The organism is Halomonas sp. CH40, from assembly GCA_041875495.1.
In the GTDB taxonomy this organism is placed as follows: domain Bacteria; phylum Pseudomonadota; class Gammaproteobacteria; order Pseudomonadales; family Halomonadaceae; genus Vreelandella.
In genome coordinates this window covers 595,538-616,672 of sequence record CP112982.1, presented here as the reverse complement: position 1 = coordinate 616,672, position 21,135 = coordinate 595,538, and the positions used below count along the sequence as shown (strand labels likewise).

Here is a 21,135-nt window from a genome sequence, read left to right as displayed (position 1 = left end):
TTTTCATGCGTTATTGCCCACTATGTTCTTGAGTCATTCAGGGTAAACGCACGTTACACGCTATTTTCACATGCTACAGCGACCTGATTTTCCCGCTCACGACGACACTGCAAGCATAAAGGGTCAGCGTTTTCCGGAAAAACAGACATGTGGGATATCAACTTGAGTGACGCCCAACGTGCGATTGCCCTGATGGGCCAAACGCTATGGGTTAACTTTCCAAACCTATAAAACCACAAGTGGAGAGCAACACAATGGCAGATGATAAATCTAATGCTGCTGAATACTGGAAAGCGAACGTCCGTACCATCGTCGGATGTCTCGTTGTCTGGGCATTCGTGTCATATGGCTGCGCTATTCTGTTTCGTCCGCTCCTGGCGGGTATTCCAGTAGGGGGCACGGATCTTGGCTTCTGGTTCGCCCAGCAAGGTTCCATCCTTACTTTCATCGGGATCATCTTCTTCTACGCGTGGAAGATGAACAAGCTCGATGAAAAATTTGGCCTGGGGGAGTAAGCCAATATGAGTCAGTTTGCAATCAACCTTCTGTTTGTCGGGGCCTCGTTCGCTCTCTATATCGGTATTGCGATATGGGCGCGTGCAGGCTCAACAAAGGACTTCTACGTTGCCGGTGGCGGTGTTCACCCGATCACCAACGGCATGGCAACTGCGGCTGACTGGATGTCAGCGGCTTCGTTTATTTCCATGGCCGGTCTTCTGGCCTCCGGCGGCTACGCCAACTCAACCTTCCTGATGGGTTGGACAGGCGGCTACGTCATCCTGGCCATGCTGCTGGCCCCTTACCTGCGTAAGTTCGGCAAGTTCACGGTACCCGATTTTATCGGCGACCGTTTCTACAGCCGTACCGCGCGTCTGGTAGCGGTTATCTGTCTGATCGTCGCGTCAGTCACCTATGTTATCGGTCAGATGACCGGTGCCGGGGTTGCTTTCTCGCGTTTCCTTGAAGTCTCCAACACTTGGGGTATCTGGATAGCAGCACTGATCGTCTTCCTGTACGCCGTATTCGGTGGCATGAAAGGCATTACCTACACTCAGGTAGCCCAGTACGTGGTACTGATCATTGCCTATACCATTCCGGCAGTGTTCATTTCGCTGCAGCTGACAGACACTGTCATTCCTGGCATCGGCATGTTCAGCACGCACACGGAATCGGGCATTCCGATGCTGGAGAAGCTTAATCAGGTTATCAATGAGCTAGGCTTCCGTGACTACACGGCCGACGTGGATAACAAGCTCAACATGGTGCTGTTCACGCTGTCGCTGATGGTCGGTACTGCAGGTCTGCCCCACGTTATCATCCGCTTCTTCACCGTACCCAAAGTAGCTGATGCACGTTGGTCCGCTGGCTGGGCACTGGTCTTCATCGCCCTGCTCTACCTGACAGCTCCTGCGGTAGGCTCCATGGCGCGCCTGAACCTGGCGACCACGGTCTATCCAGAAATGGCGGGTCAGGTAGAAGACTACGAAGCCGCTGCTGAAAACGCTCTGGTTTACGAAGAGCGCCCTCAGTGGATTCGCACCTGGGAAGAAACCGGCCTGATCACGTTCGAAGACAAGAATAACGATGGTCGCGTCCAGATCTACAACGAAGGCAACGAAGACTTTGCTGAAACGGCCGAAGCACGTGGCTGGAACGGCAACGAGCTGAACGTTAACAACGACATCCTGGTACTGGCTAACCCTGAAATTGCCAACCTGCCACCCTGGGTTATCGGTCTGATTGCCGCTGGTGGTATCGCAGCAGCACTCTCAACCGCAGCGGGTCTGTTGCTGGCGATTTCCTCCGCCATCAGCCACGATTTGATCAAGACCATGATCAACCCAAAAATCAGTGAAAAAGGTGAGATGCTGGCAGCGCGTATCTCGATGGCCGGTGCCATCCTGCTCGCCACTTATCTGGGTCTTAACCCACCTGGGTTTGCGGCACAAACCGTGGCCCTGGCCTTCGGTATTGCCGGTGCATCACTCTTTCCGGTACTGATGATGGGTATCTTCTCCAAGCGCATCAACAACGTCGGTGCTGTTGCCGGCATGCTGACAGGTCTGATTGCCACCCTGCTGTACATCTTCACCTACCTGGGCTGGTTCTTCATTCCTGGCACCAACATGCTGCCTAACACACCGGATAACTGGATCTTCGGCATCTCGCCGCTGTCCTTCGGTGCGATCGGCGCTATCTGTAACTTCGCAGTAGCCTTCGTGGTAGCCAACGCTACCGCAGAGCCTCCGCAGGAAATCCAGGATCTGGTGGAAAGCGTACGCTATCCGAAAGGTGCTGGCGGTGCAGTGGATCACTGATTCATAGAGTGACCCAAGCACCATCAACCCGAGCAAGGTATCTGTAAGTCGTTCGGGTTGATCACACATCGGGCTTCCCCTTGGGAAGCCCGATTGCGTTTCCCCCCTGCCACGCTGATATTTTGGCATAATGAGCCAACCACAGCTCAATACCCCTCAGTTCAAGGATTTACCTATTATGATTTGGCATTTGATCGCCGCCGTATTTGCTGGCCTCGCGGCTGCAGGTATCGGTCTTTTCCTGCGCACCCTCAGCGGCAAGCGCCTGCCCAAGTGGATTATTCCTGTGTTTGGCGGCCTGGGCATGCTGGGCTATCAGATCTCGACTGAATACGGCTGGTTTGAACTCAAGCAACAGCAGTTGCCACCTTCTGCCGAAGTCGTCTCAAGCCAGGCCAGCAGTGCGATATGGCGCCCCTGGACGTTTGCCTTTCCGATGGTCACTGAGTTTACCGTCGTTGACCGTAACAGCGTGCGTGTAAGCGATGGCGCCACACCTGTTGCTGACTTTATGCTCTATCACTTTGAGCGCCACTACACAGAAACCGTTATCCCCCAGCGCTATGTGCTTAATTGCGACTCACGCGAACTGGTGCCTATCGAGGATGACAGCGGCGAGCCAGACACTCAGGCCACCCGCACCCTGCGCCAGGATTCAGGCATCTATACGGCTGTGTGCCCAAGGGATCGCTAGTGGCTTACTGCAGAGAAGCGATTGATGAAATCTAACAATAAAGCGTCAAAAATATGTCAATTAGCTTTGTCAACTTTCAAAATTGCATAAACTTGTCAATTATATCAAGTTGATATATTCTGCACTGTAGGCAAAGGGATAGCGTTGCATGCATATCATTACACAAAAGCGCATTTGGGAGGCAAAGGATAAGTACCCAAAAGCAGCCACCGCCTTGGATTCATGGTATCGGCTAATGAAGCTCAATGACCCCAAGGATTTCAATGCCATGAAAAATATTTTCCCCGCGACTGACAAGGTGGGGGATTTTCATGTATTTGATATAGGTGGCAATAAGTTACGCTTGATTGCTATCGTTCACTACAATATCAAAAGGGTATTCATCCGCCATATTCTTTCGCATGACGAATATGACAGGGGTCAGTGGAAAAAAAGCTAAGCAATAAAAGGAGTCAGTATGCACGCACTCGTTGAACAGGCGACAACACACTGGGCTTACCTTGCCCCTTTGCTCAGCGACCCAACGACAGAAGCGGAATATGACGCTCGCGCGAACGCTCTGGATGAGATTCTCGACCTAATCGGAGATGATGAATCACACCCATTAGCTAGTCTTGCAGAACGCTTGGGAGATGTCATTGAATCCTACGACAGGCAGCATCGCCCAATGCCTGATGCACCAGCCAACGAAGTACTTAGGTACTTGATGCAAGAGCACCAGATATCCCAAAGCCAACTGCCTGAAGTGGGTCCTCAACCGGTTGTGTCTGAAATCCTGAATGGCCATCGCAAATTAAACTGGCGCCAGATCTGTGAGCTTTCAGAACGGTTCAAGATTTCCACCGACTCTTTTAAAGAGCCTGTGAAGAAGCTCGCCAGCATCTGAATTGGACACCGATAAATTGAAGCCTGATAACACCAGGCTTTCTTAACCGCTGTTAGAATGCATCCTTGTGTGCTGGGCATATCTAGCTGGCCATACTTAAATTCCAAGCGGCCTGGCGCCTGTTTTCGTAATTGCGGGGAAATAACATGTTTCACGGCGGACTCCTGGTTGCCGTATCGCTTTCATATATCGCGGTACTGTTTGGCATCGCCTGGTATGGTGACCGGCGCGCCCGCACCCATGGCGCTAGCCATAAACGCCCTATTATTTACAGCCTTGCCTTGGCGATCTACTGCACCTCCTGGACGTTTTATGGTGCCGTTGGCCAGGCGGCCACCAATGGCTGGTCGTTTGCCAGTATTTTTGTCGGGCCCATTCTGACCTTTCTGCTGTTCTGGCCGGTGCTGGCCAAGATGATCCGAGTGGCCAAGCATCAGAATGTCACTTCAATTGCCGACTTTATTGCCTCACGCTACGGCAAGGCCCAATCGCTGGCCGCGTTTGCCAGTCTGGTGGCTCTGTTTGGCACCCTGCCCTATATCGCGCTGCAGCTTAAGGCCGTTGCCACCTCATTCAGCATCCTGACCGATGCAGGCGATGTAACCAAGGCGCCCCTGTTTACCGATACCGCCTTCTACGTGGCGATTGTCATGGCCGTCTTTGCGATTATCTTCGGCACCCGCCACACCGATGCAACGGAGCATCACGAGGGGCTGATTCATGCCGTTGCCTTTGAATCCCTGGTCAAGCTTCTCGCCTTCGTTGTACTGGGCAGCGTCGTCACCTGGGGCATGTTTGATGGCCTGGGCGAGCTGATGAATTTTGCCGAAAGCCAGCTTGAACTGCAGCGCCAACTGGCCAGTCAGGATTTTGGTCAGGGCTTCTGGGCGCAGACCTTGCTGGCCATGCTGGCGGTGCTCTGCCTGCCGCGCCAGTTTCATGTTGCCGTGGTGGAAAACACTCACAGCGACGATGCCCGCAAGGCGCGCTGGCTGTTCCCCCTATATCTGGTAGCGATTGCCTTCTTTGTCGTCCCCCTGGCGGCGGCTGGCTTGTGGATGTTTGGTGATAGTGACATTGAGGCGGATAGCTATGTGCTGGCCCTGTCGATGGCCTCTGGCCACGACTGGCTGACACTGCTGACTTTTATCGGCGGTTTTTCGGCCTCCACCGGCATGGTGATTGTGGCCGCTGTGGCGGTCTCGATCATGATTTCCAACGAGATTGTCATCCCCGCCCTGTTCCGGCTGCGCTGGTTTGATACCAAGGCCCGTGACTATGGCCGCCTGGTGCTACGTGCCAGGCGTCTGACCATTATCGCGGTACTGGGTATGGGCTATGGCTTTTACCAGCTAATTGCTGAATTTACCTCACTGGCCTCCATCGGCATGCTGTCGTTTGCCGCAGCGGCCCAGTTTGCACCTGCCCTGATTGGCGGTTTGTACTGGAAGCGCGGTAACCGTTTCGGGGTGATTATCGGCATGAATGCCGGTTTCATGATCTGGACCTACAGTCTCTTGATGCCGGCCATGATCAATGCTGGCGTGTTACCTGATGCCTGGCTGCTCGGCGGCCCCCTCAGCCAACACTGGCTAACGCCCACCGCTCTGTTCGGCCTGAATCTTGGCGACCCCTTCACCCACGGTGTCATGCTGTCTCTCGGGGTGAACCTGTTCTGCTACATCTTTGTTTCCCAGGTGACTTCTCAACGGGTGGTTGAACGTATCCAGGCCTCGTTGTTTGTCGATAGCGTTGAAACCCGCCAGACTTCGGTTAACCGTCCCTGGACGGGCGCCACCACGGTAGGGGACCTCAAGGTACTGTGTGAGCGTTTCCTCGGTGCCAATCAGGTCGCCCGCGCCTTTGACGATTACGCCCGGCGTACCGGCAAGCCGCTTGAAGACAGTACCCGCGCCTCGATTGATATCATCCAGTTCACCGAGCGTTTTCTAGCCTCGGTATTGGGCGCCTCTTCGGCGCGCATCGTCGTCAACTCAGCCTTGCAGGGGCGCGGCATTGGTATTTCGGATGTCATCTCCATCGTCGACGAAGCCTCCCAGGTGCTCGAATTTAACCGCGCCCTTTTGCAAGCGACGATCGAGAACATCAATCAAGGCATCAGTGTGGTGGACCAGAACCTGCGCCTGGTGGTATGGAACCAGCGTTATCTGGAGCTGTTCCGCTTTCCTGACCACCTGATACGGGTGGGCGCCCCTATTGATCGCATCTTCCGCTACAACGCTCACAACGGCGAATATGGCCCCGGTGACCCAGAAGAGCATGTGCAGCTGCTGCTGGATAATATCCGCGATGGGCAACCCCACCGCTACGTGCGTTACCGCCAGGATGGCAGCGTTCTGGAAGTACAGGGCAACCCCATGCCGGGCGGCGGCTTTGTGTATACCTATCAGGATATTACTCAGCAGAAGCGGATCGAAGAAGCCTTGATCCGCTCGGAAAACAATATCCGTATCTACACCGATAACGTTCCGGCCCTGATCGCCTATTTCGATAAGGAATGCCGCTACCTGTTTACCAATCGCGCCTACGAACAGGCCTTCGGAATTGACCGCAACGCCGTGATTGGCAAGCGCAATGACGAGGTGCTCACCCGGCAACAGGCCGAGGAGCGCGCGCCCTGGGTGGCGCGCGCCCTGAACGGCGAGCGGGTCAGTTTTGAAGTGTCTTTAATGTTCAATGACAGCATGCATTACATGCTGGTGACCTATACGCCGCACTTCGGCGATAGCCAATCGATACTCGGCTTTTTTGCGCTGTATCAGGATATTACCGAGCGGCGTCAGGCAGAAATCGCCCTCAAGGAAACCAACGAGACCCTGGAAGAACGGGTGCGCGAGCGGACCCAAGCGCTTTCCGAAGCCAATGCCGCCCTGCGCCAGGAAAACCAGGTACGCGCCGAGGCTGAGCTGGCCCTACGCCAGGCCAAGCAGCTGGCAGAAGATGCCAATGCGTCCAAGACCCGTTTTCTGGCCGCTGCCAGCCACGACCTGCTGCAGCCGCTCAATGCGGCTCGTCTGTTTACATCGGCACTGATCCAGGGTCAACATGACGACAACACCCAGCGCACTATCCATCATATCGATAATTCCCTGCAGGCGGCCGAAGAGCTACTCAGCACCCTCCTGGATATCTCCAAACTGGATGCCGGTGCCCTGACCCCACGGCGCAGCCATTTTGCCCTGGCCGATATTTTTCAGCCATTGCGGGCTGAATTCGATGTCATGGCGGAAGATCGCGGCCTGGATCTGAATGTGGTATCCACTCAGCAATGGGTTGATTCCGACCCCCAGATGCTACGCCGCATTGTGCAGAACTTTCTCTCCAATGCCTTGCGTTATACTCAGGAAGGCCGTGTGCTACTCGGCTGCCGCCGTCATGGCGACCGGTTGAGCATAGAAGTATGGGATAGCGGCCCTGGCATTCCGGAATCCAAGCTATCCGAGATATTCCAGGAATTCCGCCGCCTTGATCAGGCTTCTCGGCATAAAGAAAGTGAAAAGGGGCTTGGGCTGGGTCTTTCGATTGCTGACCGTATGAGCCGTGTGCTGGATCACCCTATCAAGGTGCGTTCCCGAGTCGGCCTGGGTACCGTCTTTGCGGTTAGCGTGCCGGTTGTTGCCGCACGCGAACAGAGCAGCATCGAAGAACCCAGTCGGCGCCGTGCCAGCAATAAGCTCTCAGGCACACGTATCGTCTGTATCGACAATGAAACGCTGATTCTTGAAGGTATGAGCGCCATGTTGAGCGGCTGGGGGTGTGAAGTCTTTACCGCTACCAGTATCGGCGGTGCCAAGTCCATTTTGCGCAACATGGACGGTGATCCGGATGCGATTCTGGCCGATTACCATCTGGATAATGAAGTGACCGGCATGATGGCACTTGAGGCTCTGAGTGAGCGGCTGGAAGGCGCGGTTCCCGGCATTGTGATTACCGCCGACCGTACCGAGGCGGTTGCTGAAGAAGTTAAACGTGCAGGCTACCAGCTACTGCTCAAACCGGTACGCCCCGCCGCCTTGCGCGCCCTACTCACCAGAACGCTACAGGCAAGCAGGGCGGGTGAGGCGTGAATTGTGAATCGTGAATCGTGAATCGTGAATCGTGAATCGTGAATCGTGAATCGTGAATCGTGAATCGTGAATCGTGAATCGTGAATCGTGAATCGTGAATCGTGAATCGTGAATCGTGAATCGTGAATCGTGAATCGTGAATCGTAAAAAGTGTGGCGTCATTCCTGGAACCATACCAATCATTCACTACTCACTACTCACTACTATTCAGGAAGACACTTTCGGCGGTTCAACTTCCAGTTTCTGGGCGGCAATAACCGCCTGAGTGCGAGAATGGACGCCGAGCTTACGCAAAATGGCCGTGACGTGGGCCTTGATGGTGGCTTCTGAAACGCTCAGTTCGTAGGCAATCTGCTTGTTGAGCAGGCCTTCGGTAAGCATATTCAGCACCCGAAACTGCTGAGGGGTCAAAGACGCGATGGCTTCAGCAAACTTGGTTTCATCTTCGCTGCTTTCATCAAGAACGCCCGCCAGCGCTTCTGGTAGCCAGACTTCACCCTCAAGAATCTCTCCAACGGCTTCGGCAATCAGCTGCAAGGAAGACGACTTGGGAATAAAGCCGGAGGCGCCGTAATCAATCGCACGGCGCACCACGTAAGGCTCGTCACTGCCTGACACCACCGCTACGGGAATGTCCGGCATTTGGCCACGCAGCTGAATCAGCCCTGAGAAACCGTGGGCCCCCGGCATATGCAGATCCAGTAAAATCAGGTCAGCGTCCGGGTGGCGGTTAACCACTTCAGCAGTGGCTTCCATGGTATCGGCTTCAACGATCTCCGCCTGGGGAGCCAGTTGACGCAGCGCCTGGGTCAGCGCAGCGCGAAACAAGGGGTGATCGTCTGCAACAATGAATTTATGAGCTATGGCCATGGATATTCCTCCGGTTCTTAAACAGCTAGCGTATTGCCGCGACGTTAGGCTTATTCTGTGTTGGCATGGTACCCCATGGCGTTATCCATTCCCAAGCGCCATGGGCACAAATTGTTATATTTACAGTAAGAAAGCTAACACACCCTGTTCAATATAATGCTAATACATGAACCTGCAAAACGCATCAGTGCAGATTGAGCGAAAAAGGACGGCCATGCAAACGACCGTGCCGGCTTTAGAAGCCGGCACGGTTTACATCAGTCTTGAAGCAGGCGAACCATAAGTAGCGCTCGCCCTTATCTGGATGGATCAGCTAAGTGACAAGGCGCTACTACTTGATAGCACGATGCTCGATCAGCTCATCCACGACGCTTGGGTCAGCCAGCGTACTGGTATCGCCCAAGCCATCGCATTCGTTGGCGGCAATCTTGCGCAGGATGCGCCGCATAATCTTGCCCGAACGGGTTTTCGGCAGGCCAGGCGCCCACTGGATAATGTCCGGTGAGGCAATCGGGCCGATATCCTTGCGTACCCATTTGGTGAGCTCTTTCTTCAACTCATCGGTAGGCTCGGCATCGTCATTCAGGGTGACATAGATGTAGATACCCTGACCCTTGATATCATGCGGGAAGCCAACCACAGCGGCTTCTGCCACCGCTTCATGGGCCACCAGAGAAGATTCGATTTCGGCGGTACCCATACGGTGACCGGACACGTTCAGAACGTCATCAACGCGGCCAGTGATCCAGTAATAACCGTCTTCATCACGGCGGCAGCCGTCACCGGTGAAGTACATGCCATCGTAGGTGGAGAAATAGGTCTGCACGAAGCGGTCATGGTCGCCCCAGATGGAACGCGCCTGACCCGGCCAGGCATCTAGAATCACCAGATTGCCTTCGGTAGCGCCTTCCAGTAGGTTGCCTTCGTTATCCACCAGCGCTGGCTGAACACCGAAGAATGGCCGCGTGGCTGAGCCTGGCTTGAGCGGTGTGGCGCCAGGTAGCGGGGCAATCATGATGCCGCCGGTTTCTGTCTGCCACCAGGTATCGACGATCGGGCATTTTTCATTACCGATCACCCGGTAGAACCATTCCCAGGCTTCAGGGTTGATCGGCTCACCCACTGACCCCAGCAGACGCAGGCTATCGCGATTACTGGAATCCATGACGTTGTCGCCGTGCGCCATCAGGGCGCGCACGGCTGTGGGCGCTGTGTAGAGAATATTGACTGAATGCTTGTCAACGATCTCGCCCATGCGGCCATGGCTCGGGTAGCTCGGCACCCCTTCAAACATCAGGGTGGTCGCGCCGTTGGCCAGCGGCCCATAAACAATATAGCTGTGGCCGGTGACCCAGCCAACATCCGCCGTACACCAGTAGACTTCACCTTCCTGATAGTCAAAGACATACTGGTGGGTCATGGCAGCGTAAGCTAGGTAGCCGCCTGTCGTGTGCTTGAGGCCCTTGGGCGCACCGGTCGAGCCTGAGGTGTAGAGGATGAACAGCGGATCTTCAGCGCCCATGGCTTCAGCATCACACTCGGTTGACTGCTTATCGACCATGTCGTCGAACCACAGGTCGCGACCTTCGTTCCAGTCCACATCGCCACCGGTACGCTTGACGACCAGAACGTTCTTGCACACATCCGTGCCGTCACGGGTCAAGGCAGCATCGACGTTATCCTTCAGCGGAACATGCTTGCCACCACGCACCGATTCATCGGCGGTAATCACCAGCTTGGAGTCCGCCCCGATCACACGCTGGGCAACCGCATCCGGTGAGAAGCCACCGAACACAACCGAGTGAACTGCGCCAATCCGGGCACAGGCTAGCATGGCCATGGCCGCTTCAGGAATCATCGGCATATACAGAGTAACGGTATCACCCCTCTGAATGCCCAGTTCCTTCAGTGCGTTGGCGACCTGATTGGTGCGTTCATAGAGTTCACGGTAGCTGATGTGCTTGGCATCCGCAGGGTCGTCTCCCTCCCAGATAATCGCCGTCTGGTCGCCGCGGGTCGCTAGGTGGCGATCAAGGCAGTTGGCTGCCACGTTCAGCTGGCCATCTTCAAACCAGCGAATGTCGACGTTATCGCGGGCATAGGAAGTGTTCTTGATCTTGGTGGGCGCTTTGATCCAATCAAGGCGTTTCGCCTGCTCGGCCCAGAAGCCTTCCGGGTCATCCACTGACTGCTGATACATGGCCTGATAAGTCTTTTCATCGGCCCACGCATTGGCGGCGAAAGTTTCGCTCACCGGATAGACGTTCTGTTGTTCGCTCATGAAGTTGCCTCTGTCCGTGAAAAATGCACTTTCTGTTGAACCAAGCCGCTTGCTCAAACGTTCAGTAAAGCGTGTTGCAGAAGACGTTAAACCAAGCTTTTGATAAAGATATCTTAATACAGCCCAACGTCAGAAAGTGGCTTTGGGAATGTTACCGGTTTTTATTATGATGCTGTTCCGGCGTTAAAATAGTGTTACTAGCATAAACCTCACAGCGCAACCTTCCCTTTAGACATTGGTATTAACATTTTTTCTTTTTATAACAATAGCTTATGTCTAACTTTTTGGCAATTCCTGGCCACAATAGACCAAGGTCTGAGCGCATGACCGGCAGCGGTAGCGACGCCCACGGCGTACCTGCGCATGACGCTGAGCAGTAAATCTATGTTGGTTACCCCCCTGTTCCTGACAGCCACATTGATAGAGGTAGGGTCGGGGCTGCGCTTTCCCAATATCAAAGCGGTGAGTTACCCGGGGTGGCAAACCAAACAGGCCCACCATCACCCTTTGCCATTCACGGCCGTGGGGTTTGAGGCGCGGGCCATCCTGCAAATGAAATACCAGCCAGTGGGCCATTTCATGCGGGATCACCTCATCAAAGAAGGCCCGACGATTCTCACCCAGCAAGACCGCATTAAAGCGCAAGCCCCCACGTCCAAGATGCGCCTGCCCGGCGCTGGCGCCCTTGAGATCAAACCACACCTGTGGAGAAGGCAACGCCGGATAGACCTCACGGCAATGCTGCCAGGCTTGTTCCGCGCGCACCCGGGCAGCCTGATGTAGCTCGCTATCGCCCATCCCGTTCAGCTGGTTTTCAGGCCAGGCTGGCAGAGGCACCGCCTTATTTAATGGTAAACTGCCCATCATTGATCCTGTTACTTGTTCCAGTCATGCCAATTGCTAGTGAGGCTTTGTATGTCAACCCGCCCTGACGCTCCCGAGACACCTGCTCAACAAACCCTTCCACCACAACCCCTGCTGGAAGATGAAGAGCTAGACCGCCTGGATGAGTTCCTGGATTCCGATCAGGTCGATGAAGATGCCCTCGACCTGATTTCTGCCCATGGCTTCATGCTGGCACTGGCCGTAGCGCCCAGTGAATTGCCCGCCGAACAGTGGCTTGTGGAGCTGTTTCAGGGCGAACCGCGCTATCAGAATGATGCCGAGCGCGATGATATCATCATGCTGCTTTCCAGCCTGCGCCGCAACGCCATGGCAGTGCTCGAACAGGGTGGCCTCCCCGAGTTGCCATTCGAGCTGACCCTGGGCGGTTTGAGCGCGGAGGAAACCCCGATTGGCGACTGGTGCGCGGGCTTTATGGAAGGCGTCTTCTGCGATGAAGCCGCCTGGTTCGCTGAAGACGAAGAAGCTGCTGCCACCCTCTTGCTACCCTTCATGCTACTTTCCGGTCTGTTTGAAGACGAGCCGGATATGGCGGAACTGGCAGGCGATATTGAGCGCCAGGAAGCGCTGGTCGCCCAACTTCCTGAACTAGTGCTAGATCTTTACCTGCATTACCGGGTGCCGCCTGAACCCGTCAAACCCTCGCCTCGAGGCAAGCAGCAGCCACGTGGCAAGCGCCAGCGGCGCTCTTAAAGGCCGTGAGTGGTGAGTGGTGAGTGGTGAATCAACGCTTCAGTGAACGGTGAACATAAAGGTCATAGCGGCTGGTCTTGCCTTCAATCACATGCTGCGGCGCTGGCCCTTCAATCGGTGGCGCTTTGCGTGGCCGCTTGACCACCACCCTATGGGTGGCTGTCTCCAGCGCGGCTTCCAGCAAACGGGGCGCATCGTGATCGTCACCGGCCAGTTCGCGAAACAGGCGCATTTCCTTTTTGACCAGGGCTGACTTTTCGCGATGGGGAAACATGGGGTCCAGGTGCACCACCTGAGGGGCGAACCCAGCCTGGGCCACCAGAGTGGCCAGCGCCTGAGTGGCATCTCCCGTATAAAGCCGCATTCTGGCGGCAATCTCAGCGGTTTCCTGATCACAACGGGCCCGGTTCAGGCCATCTTCCAGCAGGGCGGCAATCGCCGGAACGCGTTCAATCATCAACACCTCAGCCCCCAGGCTGGCCAGCACAAAGGCATCGCGGCCAAGGCCGGCAGTAGCATCCACGACACTAGGCGTAATGCCTCCCGCTAACCCACAGGCTCTGGCAATCAGCTGTCCACGGCCACCGCCAAACTGACGACGGTGAGCAACCTTGCCAGCGGTAAAATCCACCCTTAGCGGCTTGCCAAAGCGCTTTTCATCCCCCACCAACACCATGCCTTCACTGCCCTGCTCAAGCGCCAGCCCTGGGGGCAGTGCAATGTTTGCCAGCGTCATGCCGGCTTTTTCCACGCCACATCGTTACGCAGGTAGACCGGCTGCACCTGCCAGGCGAGCTGGCCCAGCCCTGCGGCAAAATCGTCAGCGGCCAGCCAGGCCATCTCCTCGGCCCTGGGTTCAAGGTCATCCAGATGCTGCAGCATGGCGGCCTGAACGTCGGCTGGAAACGTCTCCCAGAGCGTAAAGCCTGAACCAACGCCGACCCATTCAACCTGATCATTAGGCAGACGCAAATGCTCAGGGGCTAGCACTGCTTCATCGCTCAGCGGCGTCAGCTTGCCTTGCACACACTGCCAGCTGGCACAGTAGATTTCGCCCATGCGGGCATCCAGTGCGGTCACCAGATGCTGCAGATGAAAGCGGCGATGCGCCTGTAACGCCAGCGCCGCCAGGGTCGACACCCCCAACAAGGGGCGGTCAAGCCCGTAGGCCAAGCCTTGCGCCGTGCCCGCGGCAATACGCAGGCCCGTGAAGGAGCCAGGGCCGCGCCCAAAGGCAACCGCATCCAGCTGGGTGGGGGCAAGGCCCGCCTCTGCCAGCACCTCGTTGATCATCGGCATCAGGCGCCGCGTATGCGCGCGGGGGGTCATTTCAAAACGCGCCAGGCAGGTCGTCTGCTCAGCATCACGGCGTAGCAAGGCAGCAGAACAGGCGCTGGAAGACGCATCCAGTGCCAGTAGGGTTAACGACATAGCAAGGGCACTCTTATCGGTATCAGTCGGTCAAAGGTTCATGGCGTTAGCCATGAGTCATATCAGCAATGACTGCCATTATAGCGCCCGCGCCCGTATACGACGATGGCCCGCACAAGGCGGGCCATCAAAAAAGACGAGAGGCAAGCTGTCACGTCACTTATTACACCTGTTAGGCCAGCGCTTCTTTCACCTGACGGGTAATGTCATCCACGCTGCCAACGCCTTCCACGCGGTGGTAGGCCGGGGCGGCGGCTGGGTCTTCCTTGGCCCACTGCTGGTAGTAATCCACCAGAGGTGCGGTCTGCTCGTGGTAGACGGCCAGGCGGTTGCGCACCGTGTTTTCCTGGTCATCATCACGCTGGATCAGGGCTTCGCCGGTCACGTCATCCTTGCCTGCTTCCTTGGGCGGATTGTAGTCCACATGGTAGACGCGGCCAGACGCCGGGTGGACGCGACGGCCTGCCAGGCGGTTAACGATTTCTTCATCCGGCACGGCAATTTCCAGCACGTGATCGAGCTTGACGCCCGCCTCTTTCATGGCATCCGCCTGGGGAATGGTGCGGGGGAAACCATCAAACAGGAAGCCGTTCTCGCAATCCGGCTGGGTGATGCGTTCTTTGACCAGATCAATGATGATGTCGTCGGACACCAGACCGCCGGTATTCATGATCTCTTTAACCTTGAGGCCCAGTTCGCTACCGTTCTTGATCGCCGCCCGCAGCATATCACCGGTAGAAATCTGCGGAATATTGTATTGCTCACAGATAAATTGAGCCTGAGTCCCCTTGCCTGCGCCCGGGGCGCCTAACAGGATCAAACGCATGGAATTGCTCCTTTTTCGTTAAAAACACTGTCAATCAAGACGGTTTCAATTAAAACGCGATTAACAAAAGCGTTATTAAATAAATATGGAAAGAAAGTCCAACCCAAAAATTTAATGATCGACAATACCTGCGCCTCACTGACGGCACAACTCTCCTAAAGGCTCAGACGATCTTTTTCTTGTTATTTTAATAGGCAAAACAGCCAGATAGAGCTTGTTGCACTTTGGTCGCCAGGTCAATATCACCGCTTGCTGGCCGCGGCTGATAAAACCGGTTGCAGTTAAAACGGCGCCTAAGGCGCCGTTGTGCTCATCAAGCCAATGCTAACCAAACCGAACTTACTAAAGCAGCAAGCGGCGAATATCCGTTAACGCATCCGCCAGGAAGGCGGTGAAGCGCGCAGCATCGGCGCCATTAATCGCCCTGTGATCATAGGAAAGCGATAGCGGCATCATCAAGCGTGGTTGGAAAGCTGAGCCATCCCAGACAGGCTTCATCTGCGCCTTGGAAACCCCAAGAATCGCCACCTCTGGCGCGTTGACAATCGGCGTAAAGGCCGTGCCACCAATCGAGCCAAGGCTTGAAATGGTAAAGCAACCGCCGGTCATTTCATCGCGTTTGAGCTTCTTGGTCTGAGCCTTCTTGCCAAGCTCCGCCATTTCCTTGGCAATCTCAATCAGCGATTTCTGATCGGCGTTACGCACCACCGGCACCATCAGGCCATCCGGGGTATCCACAGCAATCCCGATGTGGGCATACTTTTTCCAAACCAGGGTTTCGCCATCGCCTTTCAGGCTGACATTGAACTGGGGGAATTTCTTCAGGGCAAAGGCACAGGCCTTGACCATAAAGGGCAGCGGCGTCAGCTTGGCGCCCTGAGCTTCAGCTTCAGCTTTCATTGCCTTACGGAAGGCTTCCAACTCAGTGATATCCGCTTCATCAAACTGGGTGACGTGAGGCACGTTCAGCCAACTGCGATGCAGATTGGTCGCGCCCATTTTGAGCAGGCGACCCATCGGCTTCTCTTCCACTTCACCAAACTGGCTGAAGTCGACTTCCGGAATCAGCGGAATGCCCGCACCGCCAGCCGCCGGTGCCGCACTTGGCTTGGCACTGGGCGGATTGGCCAGCGCCTGCTTGACGTAGTTCTGCACGTCTTCTTTCAGCACGCGCTCTTTCGGGCCGGTGGGCTTGACCAGACCAAGATCCACGCCCAGCTCACGGGCCAGCATGCGCACGGCCGGGCCAGCATGCACCAACTTGGCATCACGCGGCTTTTGTGCAGCGATCTGGGCTTCCGGGCTGGGAGCCCCAGCGGCAGGTGCCTTGGCAGCGGCAGGCGCCTGCTGCGCTGCGGCGGGTTCCTGTGCCGGGGCAGCGGCTCCTGGCGCGCCAGCCACTTCGATATAGCCGATCACATCGCCTTCAGAAACCGTATCGCCTTCTTTTACGGTCAGCTCAAGCAGCTTGCCCTTATAGGGGCTAGGCACATCCATGGAGGCTTTATCAGACTCCAGAGTGATCAACGGGTCTTCTTCATTGATCTCATCGCCAGCCGCTACGCCGATTTCGATGATCGGCACATCCGACGAGCCAGACAGATCCGGTACGCGGATTTCCTTGCGCTCAGGCGCGCCACCGTTTGATGCTTCAGGTGCGGCCTGCTGTGGCGCAGCGGAGGCCGGTTCGGCTGCGGGCTGCGCTGCGTCACTGGAAGCGGCAGCACTGTCGCCACTGCCATCTCCACTACCACCGGCAATTTCCATCTGGCCGATCACATCGCCTTCGGAGACGGTATCGCCTTCCTTGACGGTTAATGCAATCAGCTTGCCGCTATGGGGGCTGGGCACATCCATGGAGGCCTTGTCAGACTCCAGAGTAATCAGAGTGTCTTCAGCGTTGACCTCATCACCGGCGCTAACCGCCACCTCGATGATCTCGACATTATCCGAGCCGCCCAGATCGGGCACCTTGATGTCGACGGTCTGCTTACCACCTGCAGACGCTGAAGCCTTGGGGGCTTCACTGGCGGGCGCGGCAGTTGGCTCAGGTGCTGACTCTGCAGGCGCGGCACTCTCTGTACTGTCGCCACCACTGCTGTCGCCACCGCCTTCGGCTTCAATTTCAACGATGGCGTCACCTTCAGAAACAGTGTCGCCTTCCTTGACCAGCACCTTGATGACCTTACCGCCCTTGGGGGCAGGCACATCCATACTGGCTTTGTCGGATTCCAGGGTGATCAGGGTGTCTTCCGCTTCGATAACGTCGCCTTCTGACACCGCAATCTCGATGATTTCAACATCGGTGTCACCACCGATGTCGGGGACTTTGATGATTTCGCTACTCAAGGTCGCGCTCCTTTAAAATCGGATCAAGCCGGCGGGCAAGGCCCGCCGGGCTGCGGATCAGCTGGTCAGCGGGTTGGGTTTGTTCGGGTCGATGCCGTATTTCTTCAAGGCTTCGCCAACATGCTTGCGTTTGATATCGCCACGGTCAGCAAGCGCCTTCAGCGCCGCCACAACCACGAAGTAACGATCCACCTCAAAGAAGTAACGCAGCTTTTCACGGGTATCTGAGCGACCAAAACCATCAGTACCCAATACGCTGTAATCCGTCGGCACCCAGGCGCGCACCTGATCGGCGTATAGCTTCATATAGTCAGTGGCGGCAATCGCCGGGCCATCGCGGCCTTCCAGGCATTGAGTAATGTGTGGTTTGGGCGCTTCGTCATCCGGGTTGAGGAAAGCTTCGCGGTCTAACAATAGAGCCTCACGGCGCAACTCGTTAAAGCTCGGCACACTCCAGATATCTGCGGCAATGCCCCAATCCTTTTCAAGTAGTTCAGCACCGGCTTCCACTTCACGCAAAATGGTGCCAGAGCCGAGCAACTGAACGCGGCCTTTGTCACCCTGGGTTTCACGCAGCAGGTACATGCCCTTGATGATGTCATCAGCGGGTACTTCGTCCAGCGCAGGATGCTCGTAGTTCTCGTTCATCACCGTCAGGTAGTAGAAGCAGTTTTCCTTGTCGACAAACATCCGCTTCAGACCATCCTGCATGATTACCGCGACTTCATGGGCGTAAGTCGGGTCATAGCTTCTGCAGTTAGGGATGGTGGAGGCCTGGATCAGGCTGTGGCCATCCTGGTGCTGCAGACCTTCGCCGTTGAGCGTAGTACGTCCGGCGGTGCCGCCGATCATGAAGCCACGCGCCTGCATATCGCCGGCCGCCCAGGCCAGATCGCCGATCCGCTGGAAGCCAAACATCGAGTAGTAAACGTAGAAAGGCAACAGCGGCAGGCTGTGGTTGGCATAAGAGGTGGCGGCAGCAATCCAGGCGGACATGGCACCGGCCTCGGAAATCCCTTCCTCAAGGATCTGGCCTTTCTGATCCTCGCGGTAGAACATGATCTGGCCTTTATCGACCGGCTCATATTTCTGCCCTTCAGAGGTATAGATACCCAACTGACGGAACATGCCTTCCATGCCGAAGGTACGCGCTTCGTCGGGCACAATCGGCACGACCTGGCTACCAATATTCTTGTCCTTGACCAAGCCATTGAGCACGCGCACAAAGGCCATGGTGGTGGACACTTCACGACCCTTGGAACCGCCCATCTGGGAGGCAAAGGCCTTGTCATCCAGCCCCGGAATCGCCAGCGGCTCGAAATCATGGCGGCGCTGAGGCAGGAAACCGCCCAGACGCTCACGCTGCAAGTGCATGTACTTGAGCTCGGGCGAATCATCGTCCGGCTTGTAGTAAGGCACGTCTTTGAGCTGCTCGTCAGTCAGCGGAATGCCAAAGCGGTCACGGAAGGTCTTGAGCGCTTCGTACTCCATGCTCTTGACCTGGTGGGCTTCGTTGGCAGCTTCGCCGTCGCCGCTGCCCATGCCATATCCCTTGACGGTGTGAGCCAGGATGACCGTCGGCTTGCCATTGGCGTTATTGACCGCCTCGTGATAGGCCGCGTACACCTTGAAGGGGTCATGGCCGCCGCGGTTGAGCTTCCAGATATCATCATCGGACAGATCCTTGACCATGGCTTCGGTCTCAGGATATTTGCCAAAGAAGTGCTCACGGGTATAGTTGCCGCCATTGGCCTTGTAATTCTGGTATTCGCCGTCAACGGCTTCATCCATGCGTTTTTGCAGGATGCCTTTCTTGTCCTGCTCGAACAGCGGATCCCAGTGACGCCCCCAGACAACCTTGAGCACGTTCCAGCCAGCGCCACGGAAGACGCCTTCCAGTTCATCAATGATCCGCCCGTTGCCACGGACAGGGCCGTCAAGGCGCTGCAGGTTACAGTTGATCACGAAAATCAGGTTATCCAGGTTTTCGCGGCCAGCCAGGGAAATCGCCCCGAGAGATTCCGGTTCATCACACTCACCGTCACCCATGAAGCACCAGATCTTGCGATCCTGCATATCCTTCATTTCGCGGGAGTGGAGATACTTCATCACATGGGCCTGATAAATGGCCATCAGCGGCCCAAGACCCATGGATACCGTCGGGAACTGCCAGAAATCCGGCATCAACCAGGGGTGCGGGTAGGAAGACAGGCCGTCGCCATCGACTTCCTGACGGAAGCGGTCCATCTGCTCTTCAGACAGACGACCCAGCAGGTAAGCGCGGGCATAGACGCCTGGGGCGACGTGCCCTTGGATATACACCAGATCACCGTCAAAATCGCCCTCAGGGCCACGGAAGAAGTGGTTGAAACCAACATCATAAAGGGTGGCCGAGGACATGAAGCTGGCAATGTGGCCGCCCAGGCCGGGTTTGGCACGGTTATTGCGAATAACCTGAGCAATGGCGTTATAGCGCACCATGGAACGGATACGGCGCTCCATGAACAAGTCGCCCGGCATAGGGGCTTCGCGATGAACCGGAATGGTGTTGCGGTGCGGAGTCGTCACCGAAAAGGGCACCTTCATACCATCCCGGCGCATGCGATCCGCCAAGCGAGTCATCAGGTGCCGGGCACGTTCTTCACCCTCTCGATCCAACACCGATTCCAGGGAATCAAGCCACTCCTGGGTTTCGAGCGGATCGAGATCTTCTTTTGTCTCCAGACTCATTGAGGTCTCTCCGAATGACGATAAATAACGAATGCCCCGCAAACCGAAATGGGGCCTGAACTGTCCTGACGATCAGCAGCTCTGCAGTTAAGACACTGACTTAACAGTTCAATGTAGACCCTGATGCAGCAGCAATGCCACCGATTCAGGGAGAATAGCAAAATGTAGTAAAGCTACTAACATGAATTTAAAATTAGCTTTTCGTATGGCAGAAGATACCGCAAAGTCACCACACTGCCAATTCTGAATCTTGGTAAAACCGTACCGAAAACAGCATAGTGCACCGCAGCATAAGCAATAGATTACAGAACCCATTGTGCTGTATCATTTTTTTGATGTAGTTAAACTACCGTTTTATTACGTGTTTTTAACTGCTCTGCTGCTAATTACAGCTTAATCATCAAGACATTGGAAAAAATAGGCCCAGTCGAAGGCTGGCCCAGGGTCACTCTTGCGAAGAGGCGCCACCTTGGCATGACTGGTGACCCGGGAAAGGTCGAGTTGAGGATGATGAACCAGCAAATCATCTACCAAGCTGGCCAGCGTCGCGTACTGCGCCTGGGTAAAAGGCGTTTCGTCATCGCCTTCAAGCTCTATACCAATAGAAAAATCATTCAGCGCCTGCCGCCACTTTTCACAGCGTGCATCCCACCAGCGCGAACGACCGGCATGCCAGGCGCGGCGCCCGGTCTCCACAAACTGCACGCACTCACCGTCGCGACGAATCAGAAAGTGTGCCGAGACCCTCAAGTGGGCAATGCCGGTAAAATACGGATGCGCCTGAGCCTCCAGTTGATTGGTAAACAGCGCCTCAATGGCATCGCCGCCAAACTGACCCGGCGGCAGGCTGATGGCATGCAAAACGATCACTGACACTTCCCCATCAGGGCGCTCATCGGCGTTTGGCGATGGCACCCAACGGCTGACTGACTTTAAGGGAGCGCGTTGATCTGAAAACTCCGGCATTTGCTGCAGACTCCATTCTGTTAGACATGACAATGACGTTCAGGGATCTAATTCACTATACTGGTCGCCAGACCATTAACGCCAAGGGAATTGACACTGC

Annotated in this window: 16 protein-coding genes; 7 read left to right on the top strand and 9 right to left on the bottom strand. The window is 55.7% G+C overall.

The genetic code is table 11. From position 1 onward, the window contains the following. Positions 1 to 254 precede the first annotated feature (254 nt). The 6 genes from OR573_02830 (at position 255) to OR573_02805 (ending at position 7,986) form a co-directional block, all read left to right on the top strand. On the top strand, positions 255 to 515 hold the full coding sequence (locus tag OR573_02830; GenBank protein ID XGA80612.1) for a DUF4212 domain-containing protein: 261 nt from the start codon (positions 255 to 257) through the stop codon (positions 513 to 515). A gap of 6 nt (positions 516 to 521) precedes the next feature. Next, positions 522 to 2,318, top strand: a complete 1,797-nt coding sequence (locus OR573_02825) for a cation acetate symporter (protein XGA80611.1) — start codon at positions 522 to 524, stop codon at positions 2,316 to 2,318. Positions 2,319 to 2,496: 178 nt separating this feature from the next. After that, positions 2,497 to 3,012: a hypothetical protein gene (locus OR573_02820; protein XGA80610.1), complete on the top strand. Its 516-nt coding sequence runs from the start codon at positions 2,497 to 2,499 to the stop codon at positions 3,010 to 3,012. A gap of 148 nt (positions 3,013 to 3,160) precedes the next feature. After that, positions 3,161 to 3,451: a type II toxin-antitoxin system HigB family toxin gene (locus OR573_02815; protein XGA80609.1), complete on the top strand. Its 291-nt coding sequence runs from the start codon at positions 3,161 to 3,163 to the stop codon at positions 3,449 to 3,451. 18 nt (positions 3,452 to 3,469) lie between these two features. After that, positions 3,470 to 3,898, top strand: a complete 429-nt coding sequence (locus OR573_02810; GenBank protein ID XGA80608.1) for a transcriptional regulator — start codon at positions 3,470 to 3,472, stop codon at positions 3,896 to 3,898. A 146-nt stretch (positions 3,899 to 4,044) separates the two neighbouring features. Further along, complete coding sequence (locus OR573_02805) at positions 4,045 to 7,986, top strand: PAS-domain containing protein (GenBank protein XGA80607.1); 3,942 nt, start codon at positions 4,045 to 4,047, stop codon at positions 7,984 to 7,986. A gap of 207 nt (positions 7,987 to 8,193) precedes the next feature. Here the strand turns inward: OR573_02805 and OR573_02800 are convergent, their stop codons facing one another. The 3 genes from OR573_02800 to OR573_02790 form a co-directional block, all read right to left on the bottom strand. Further along, positions 8,194 to 8,856, bottom strand: coding sequence for a response regulator transcription factor (locus OR573_02800; protein XGA80606.1), 663 nt, complete (start codon positions 8,854 to 8,856; stop codon positions 8,194 to 8,196). Between the two features lie 331 nt (positions 8,857 to 9,187). After that, positions 9,188 to 11,137, bottom strand: coding sequence for an acetate--CoA ligase (acs, locus tag OR573_02795; protein ID XGA80605.1), 1,950 nt, complete (start codon positions 11,135 to 11,137; stop codon positions 9,188 to 9,190). Positions 11,138 to 11,413: 276 nt separating this feature from the next. Next, positions 11,414 to 12,001, bottom strand: a complete 588-nt coding sequence (locus tag OR573_02790) for a SprT-like domain-containing protein (GenBank protein XGA81651.1) — start codon at positions 11,999 to 12,001, stop codon at positions 11,414 to 11,416. A gap of 51 nt (positions 12,002 to 12,052) precedes the next feature. On the opposite strand from OR573_02790, the gene OR573_02785 reads away from it, so the two are divergent. Then, on the top strand, positions 12,053 to 12,733 hold the full coding sequence (locus tag OR573_02785; protein ID XGA80604.1) for a YecA family protein: 681 nt from the start codon (positions 12,053 to 12,055) through the stop codon (positions 12,731 to 12,733). A 31-nt stretch (positions 12,734 to 12,764) separates the two neighbouring features. Here the strand turns inward: OR573_02785 and OR573_02780 are convergent, their stop codons facing one another. The 6 genes from OR573_02780 to ampD form a co-directional block, all read right to left on the bottom strand. Continuing rightward, a complete protein-coding gene (locus OR573_02780) occupies positions 12,765 to 13,469 on the bottom strand; it encodes a class I SAM-dependent methyltransferase (GenBank protein ID XGA80603.1) in 705 nt (234 codons plus the stop codon). Then, positions 13,466 to 14,164 (bottom strand): tRNA (adenosine(37)-N6)-threonylcarbamoyltransferase complex dimerization subunit type 1 TsaB, encoded by a 699-nt coding sequence (gene tsaB / locus OR573_02775; protein ID XGA80602.1) that lies wholly within the window; start codon positions 14,162 to 14,164, stop codon positions 13,466 to 13,468. The genes OR573_02780 and tsaB overlap by 4 nt, the downstream gene beginning before the upstream one ends. 172 nt (positions 14,165 to 14,336) lie before the next feature. Further along, entirely contained in the window at positions 14,337 to 14,990 is a 654-nt protein-coding gene (adk, locus tag OR573_02770; GenBank protein ID XGA80601.1) for an adenylate kinase, read from the bottom strand. A gap of 342 nt (positions 14,991 to 15,332) precedes the next feature. Next, a complete protein-coding gene (aceF, locus tag OR573_02765; GenBank protein XGA80600.1) occupies positions 15,333 to 17,339 on the bottom strand; it encodes a pyruvate dehydrogenase complex dihydrolipoyllysine-residue acetyltransferase in 2,007 nt (668 codons plus the stop codon). Positions 17,340 to 17,396: 57 nt separating this feature from the next. Further along, positions 17,397 to 20,069: a pyruvate dehydrogenase (acetyl-transferring), homodimeric type gene (gene aceE / locus OR573_02760; protein XGA80599.1), complete on the bottom strand. Its 2,673-nt coding sequence runs from the start codon at positions 20,067 to 20,069 to the stop codon at positions 17,397 to 17,399. 393 nt (positions 20,070 to 20,462) lie between these two features. Then, positions 20,463 to 21,035, bottom strand: a complete 573-nt coding sequence (gene ampD / locus OR573_02755; protein XGA80598.1) for a 1,6-anhydro-N-acetylmuramyl-L-alanine amidase AmpD — start codon at positions 21,033 to 21,035, stop codon at positions 20,463 to 20,465. Positions 21,036 to 21,135 lie beyond the last annotated feature (100 nt).

Bases quoted from the DNA above. Each gene is read 5' to 3' on its own strand.
- OR573_02820 (XGA80610.1), top strand. From the start codon at position 2,497: ATGATTTGGCATTTGATCGCCGCCGTATTTGCTGGCCTCGCGGCTGCA.
- OR573_02780 (XGA80603.1), bottom strand. From the start codon at position 13,469: ATGACGCTGGCAAACATTGCACTGCCCCCAGGGCTGGCGCTTGAGCAG.
- OR573_02800 (XGA80606.1), bottom strand. From the start codon at position 8,856: ATGGCCATAGCTCATAAATTCATTGTTGCAGACGATCACCCCTTGTTT.
- OR573_02790 (XGA81651.1), bottom strand. From the start codon at position 12,001: ATGGGCAGTTTACCATTAAATAAGGCGGTGCCTCTGCCAGCCTGGCCT.
- OR573_02785 (XGA80604.1), top strand. From the start codon at position 12,053: ATGTCAACCCGCCCTGACGCTCCCGAGACACCTGCTCAACAAACCCTT.
- OR573_02815 (XGA80609.1), top strand. From the start codon at position 3,161: ATGCATATCATTACACAAAAGCGCATTTGGGAGGCAAAGGATAAGTAC.
- OR573_02805 (XGA80607.1), top strand. From the start codon at position 4,045: ATGTTTCACGGCGGACTCCTGGTTGCCGTATCGCTTTCATATATCGCG.
- OR573_02825 (XGA80611.1), top strand. From the start codon at position 522: ATGAGTCAGTTTGCAATCAACCTTCTGTTTGTCGGGGCCTCGTTCGCT.
- adk (XGA80601.1), bottom strand. From the start codon at position 14,990: ATGCGTTTGATCCTGTTAGGCGCCCCGGGCGCAGGCAAGGGGACTCAG.
- aceE (XGA80599.1), bottom strand. From the start codon at position 20,069: ATGAGTCTGGAGACAAAAGAAGATCTCGATCCGCTCGAAACCCAGGAG.
- ampD (XGA80598.1), bottom strand. From the start codon at position 21,035: ATGCCGGAGTTTTCAGATCAACGCGCTCCCTTAAAGTCAGTCAGCCGT.
- OR573_02810 (XGA80608.1), top strand. From the start codon at position 3,470: ATGCACGCACTCGTTGAACAGGCGACAACACACTGGGCTTACCTTGCC.
- acs (XGA80605.1), bottom strand. From the start codon at position 11,137: ATGAGCGAACAACAGAACGTCTATCCGGTGAGCGAAACTTTCGCCGCC.
- tsaB (XGA80602.1), bottom strand. From the start codon at position 14,164: ATGTCGTTAACCCTACTGGCACTGGATGCGTCTTCCAGCGCCTGTTCT.
- OR573_02830 (XGA80612.1), top strand. From the start codon at position 255: ATGGCAGATGATAAATCTAATGCTGCTGAATACTGGAAAGCGAACGTC.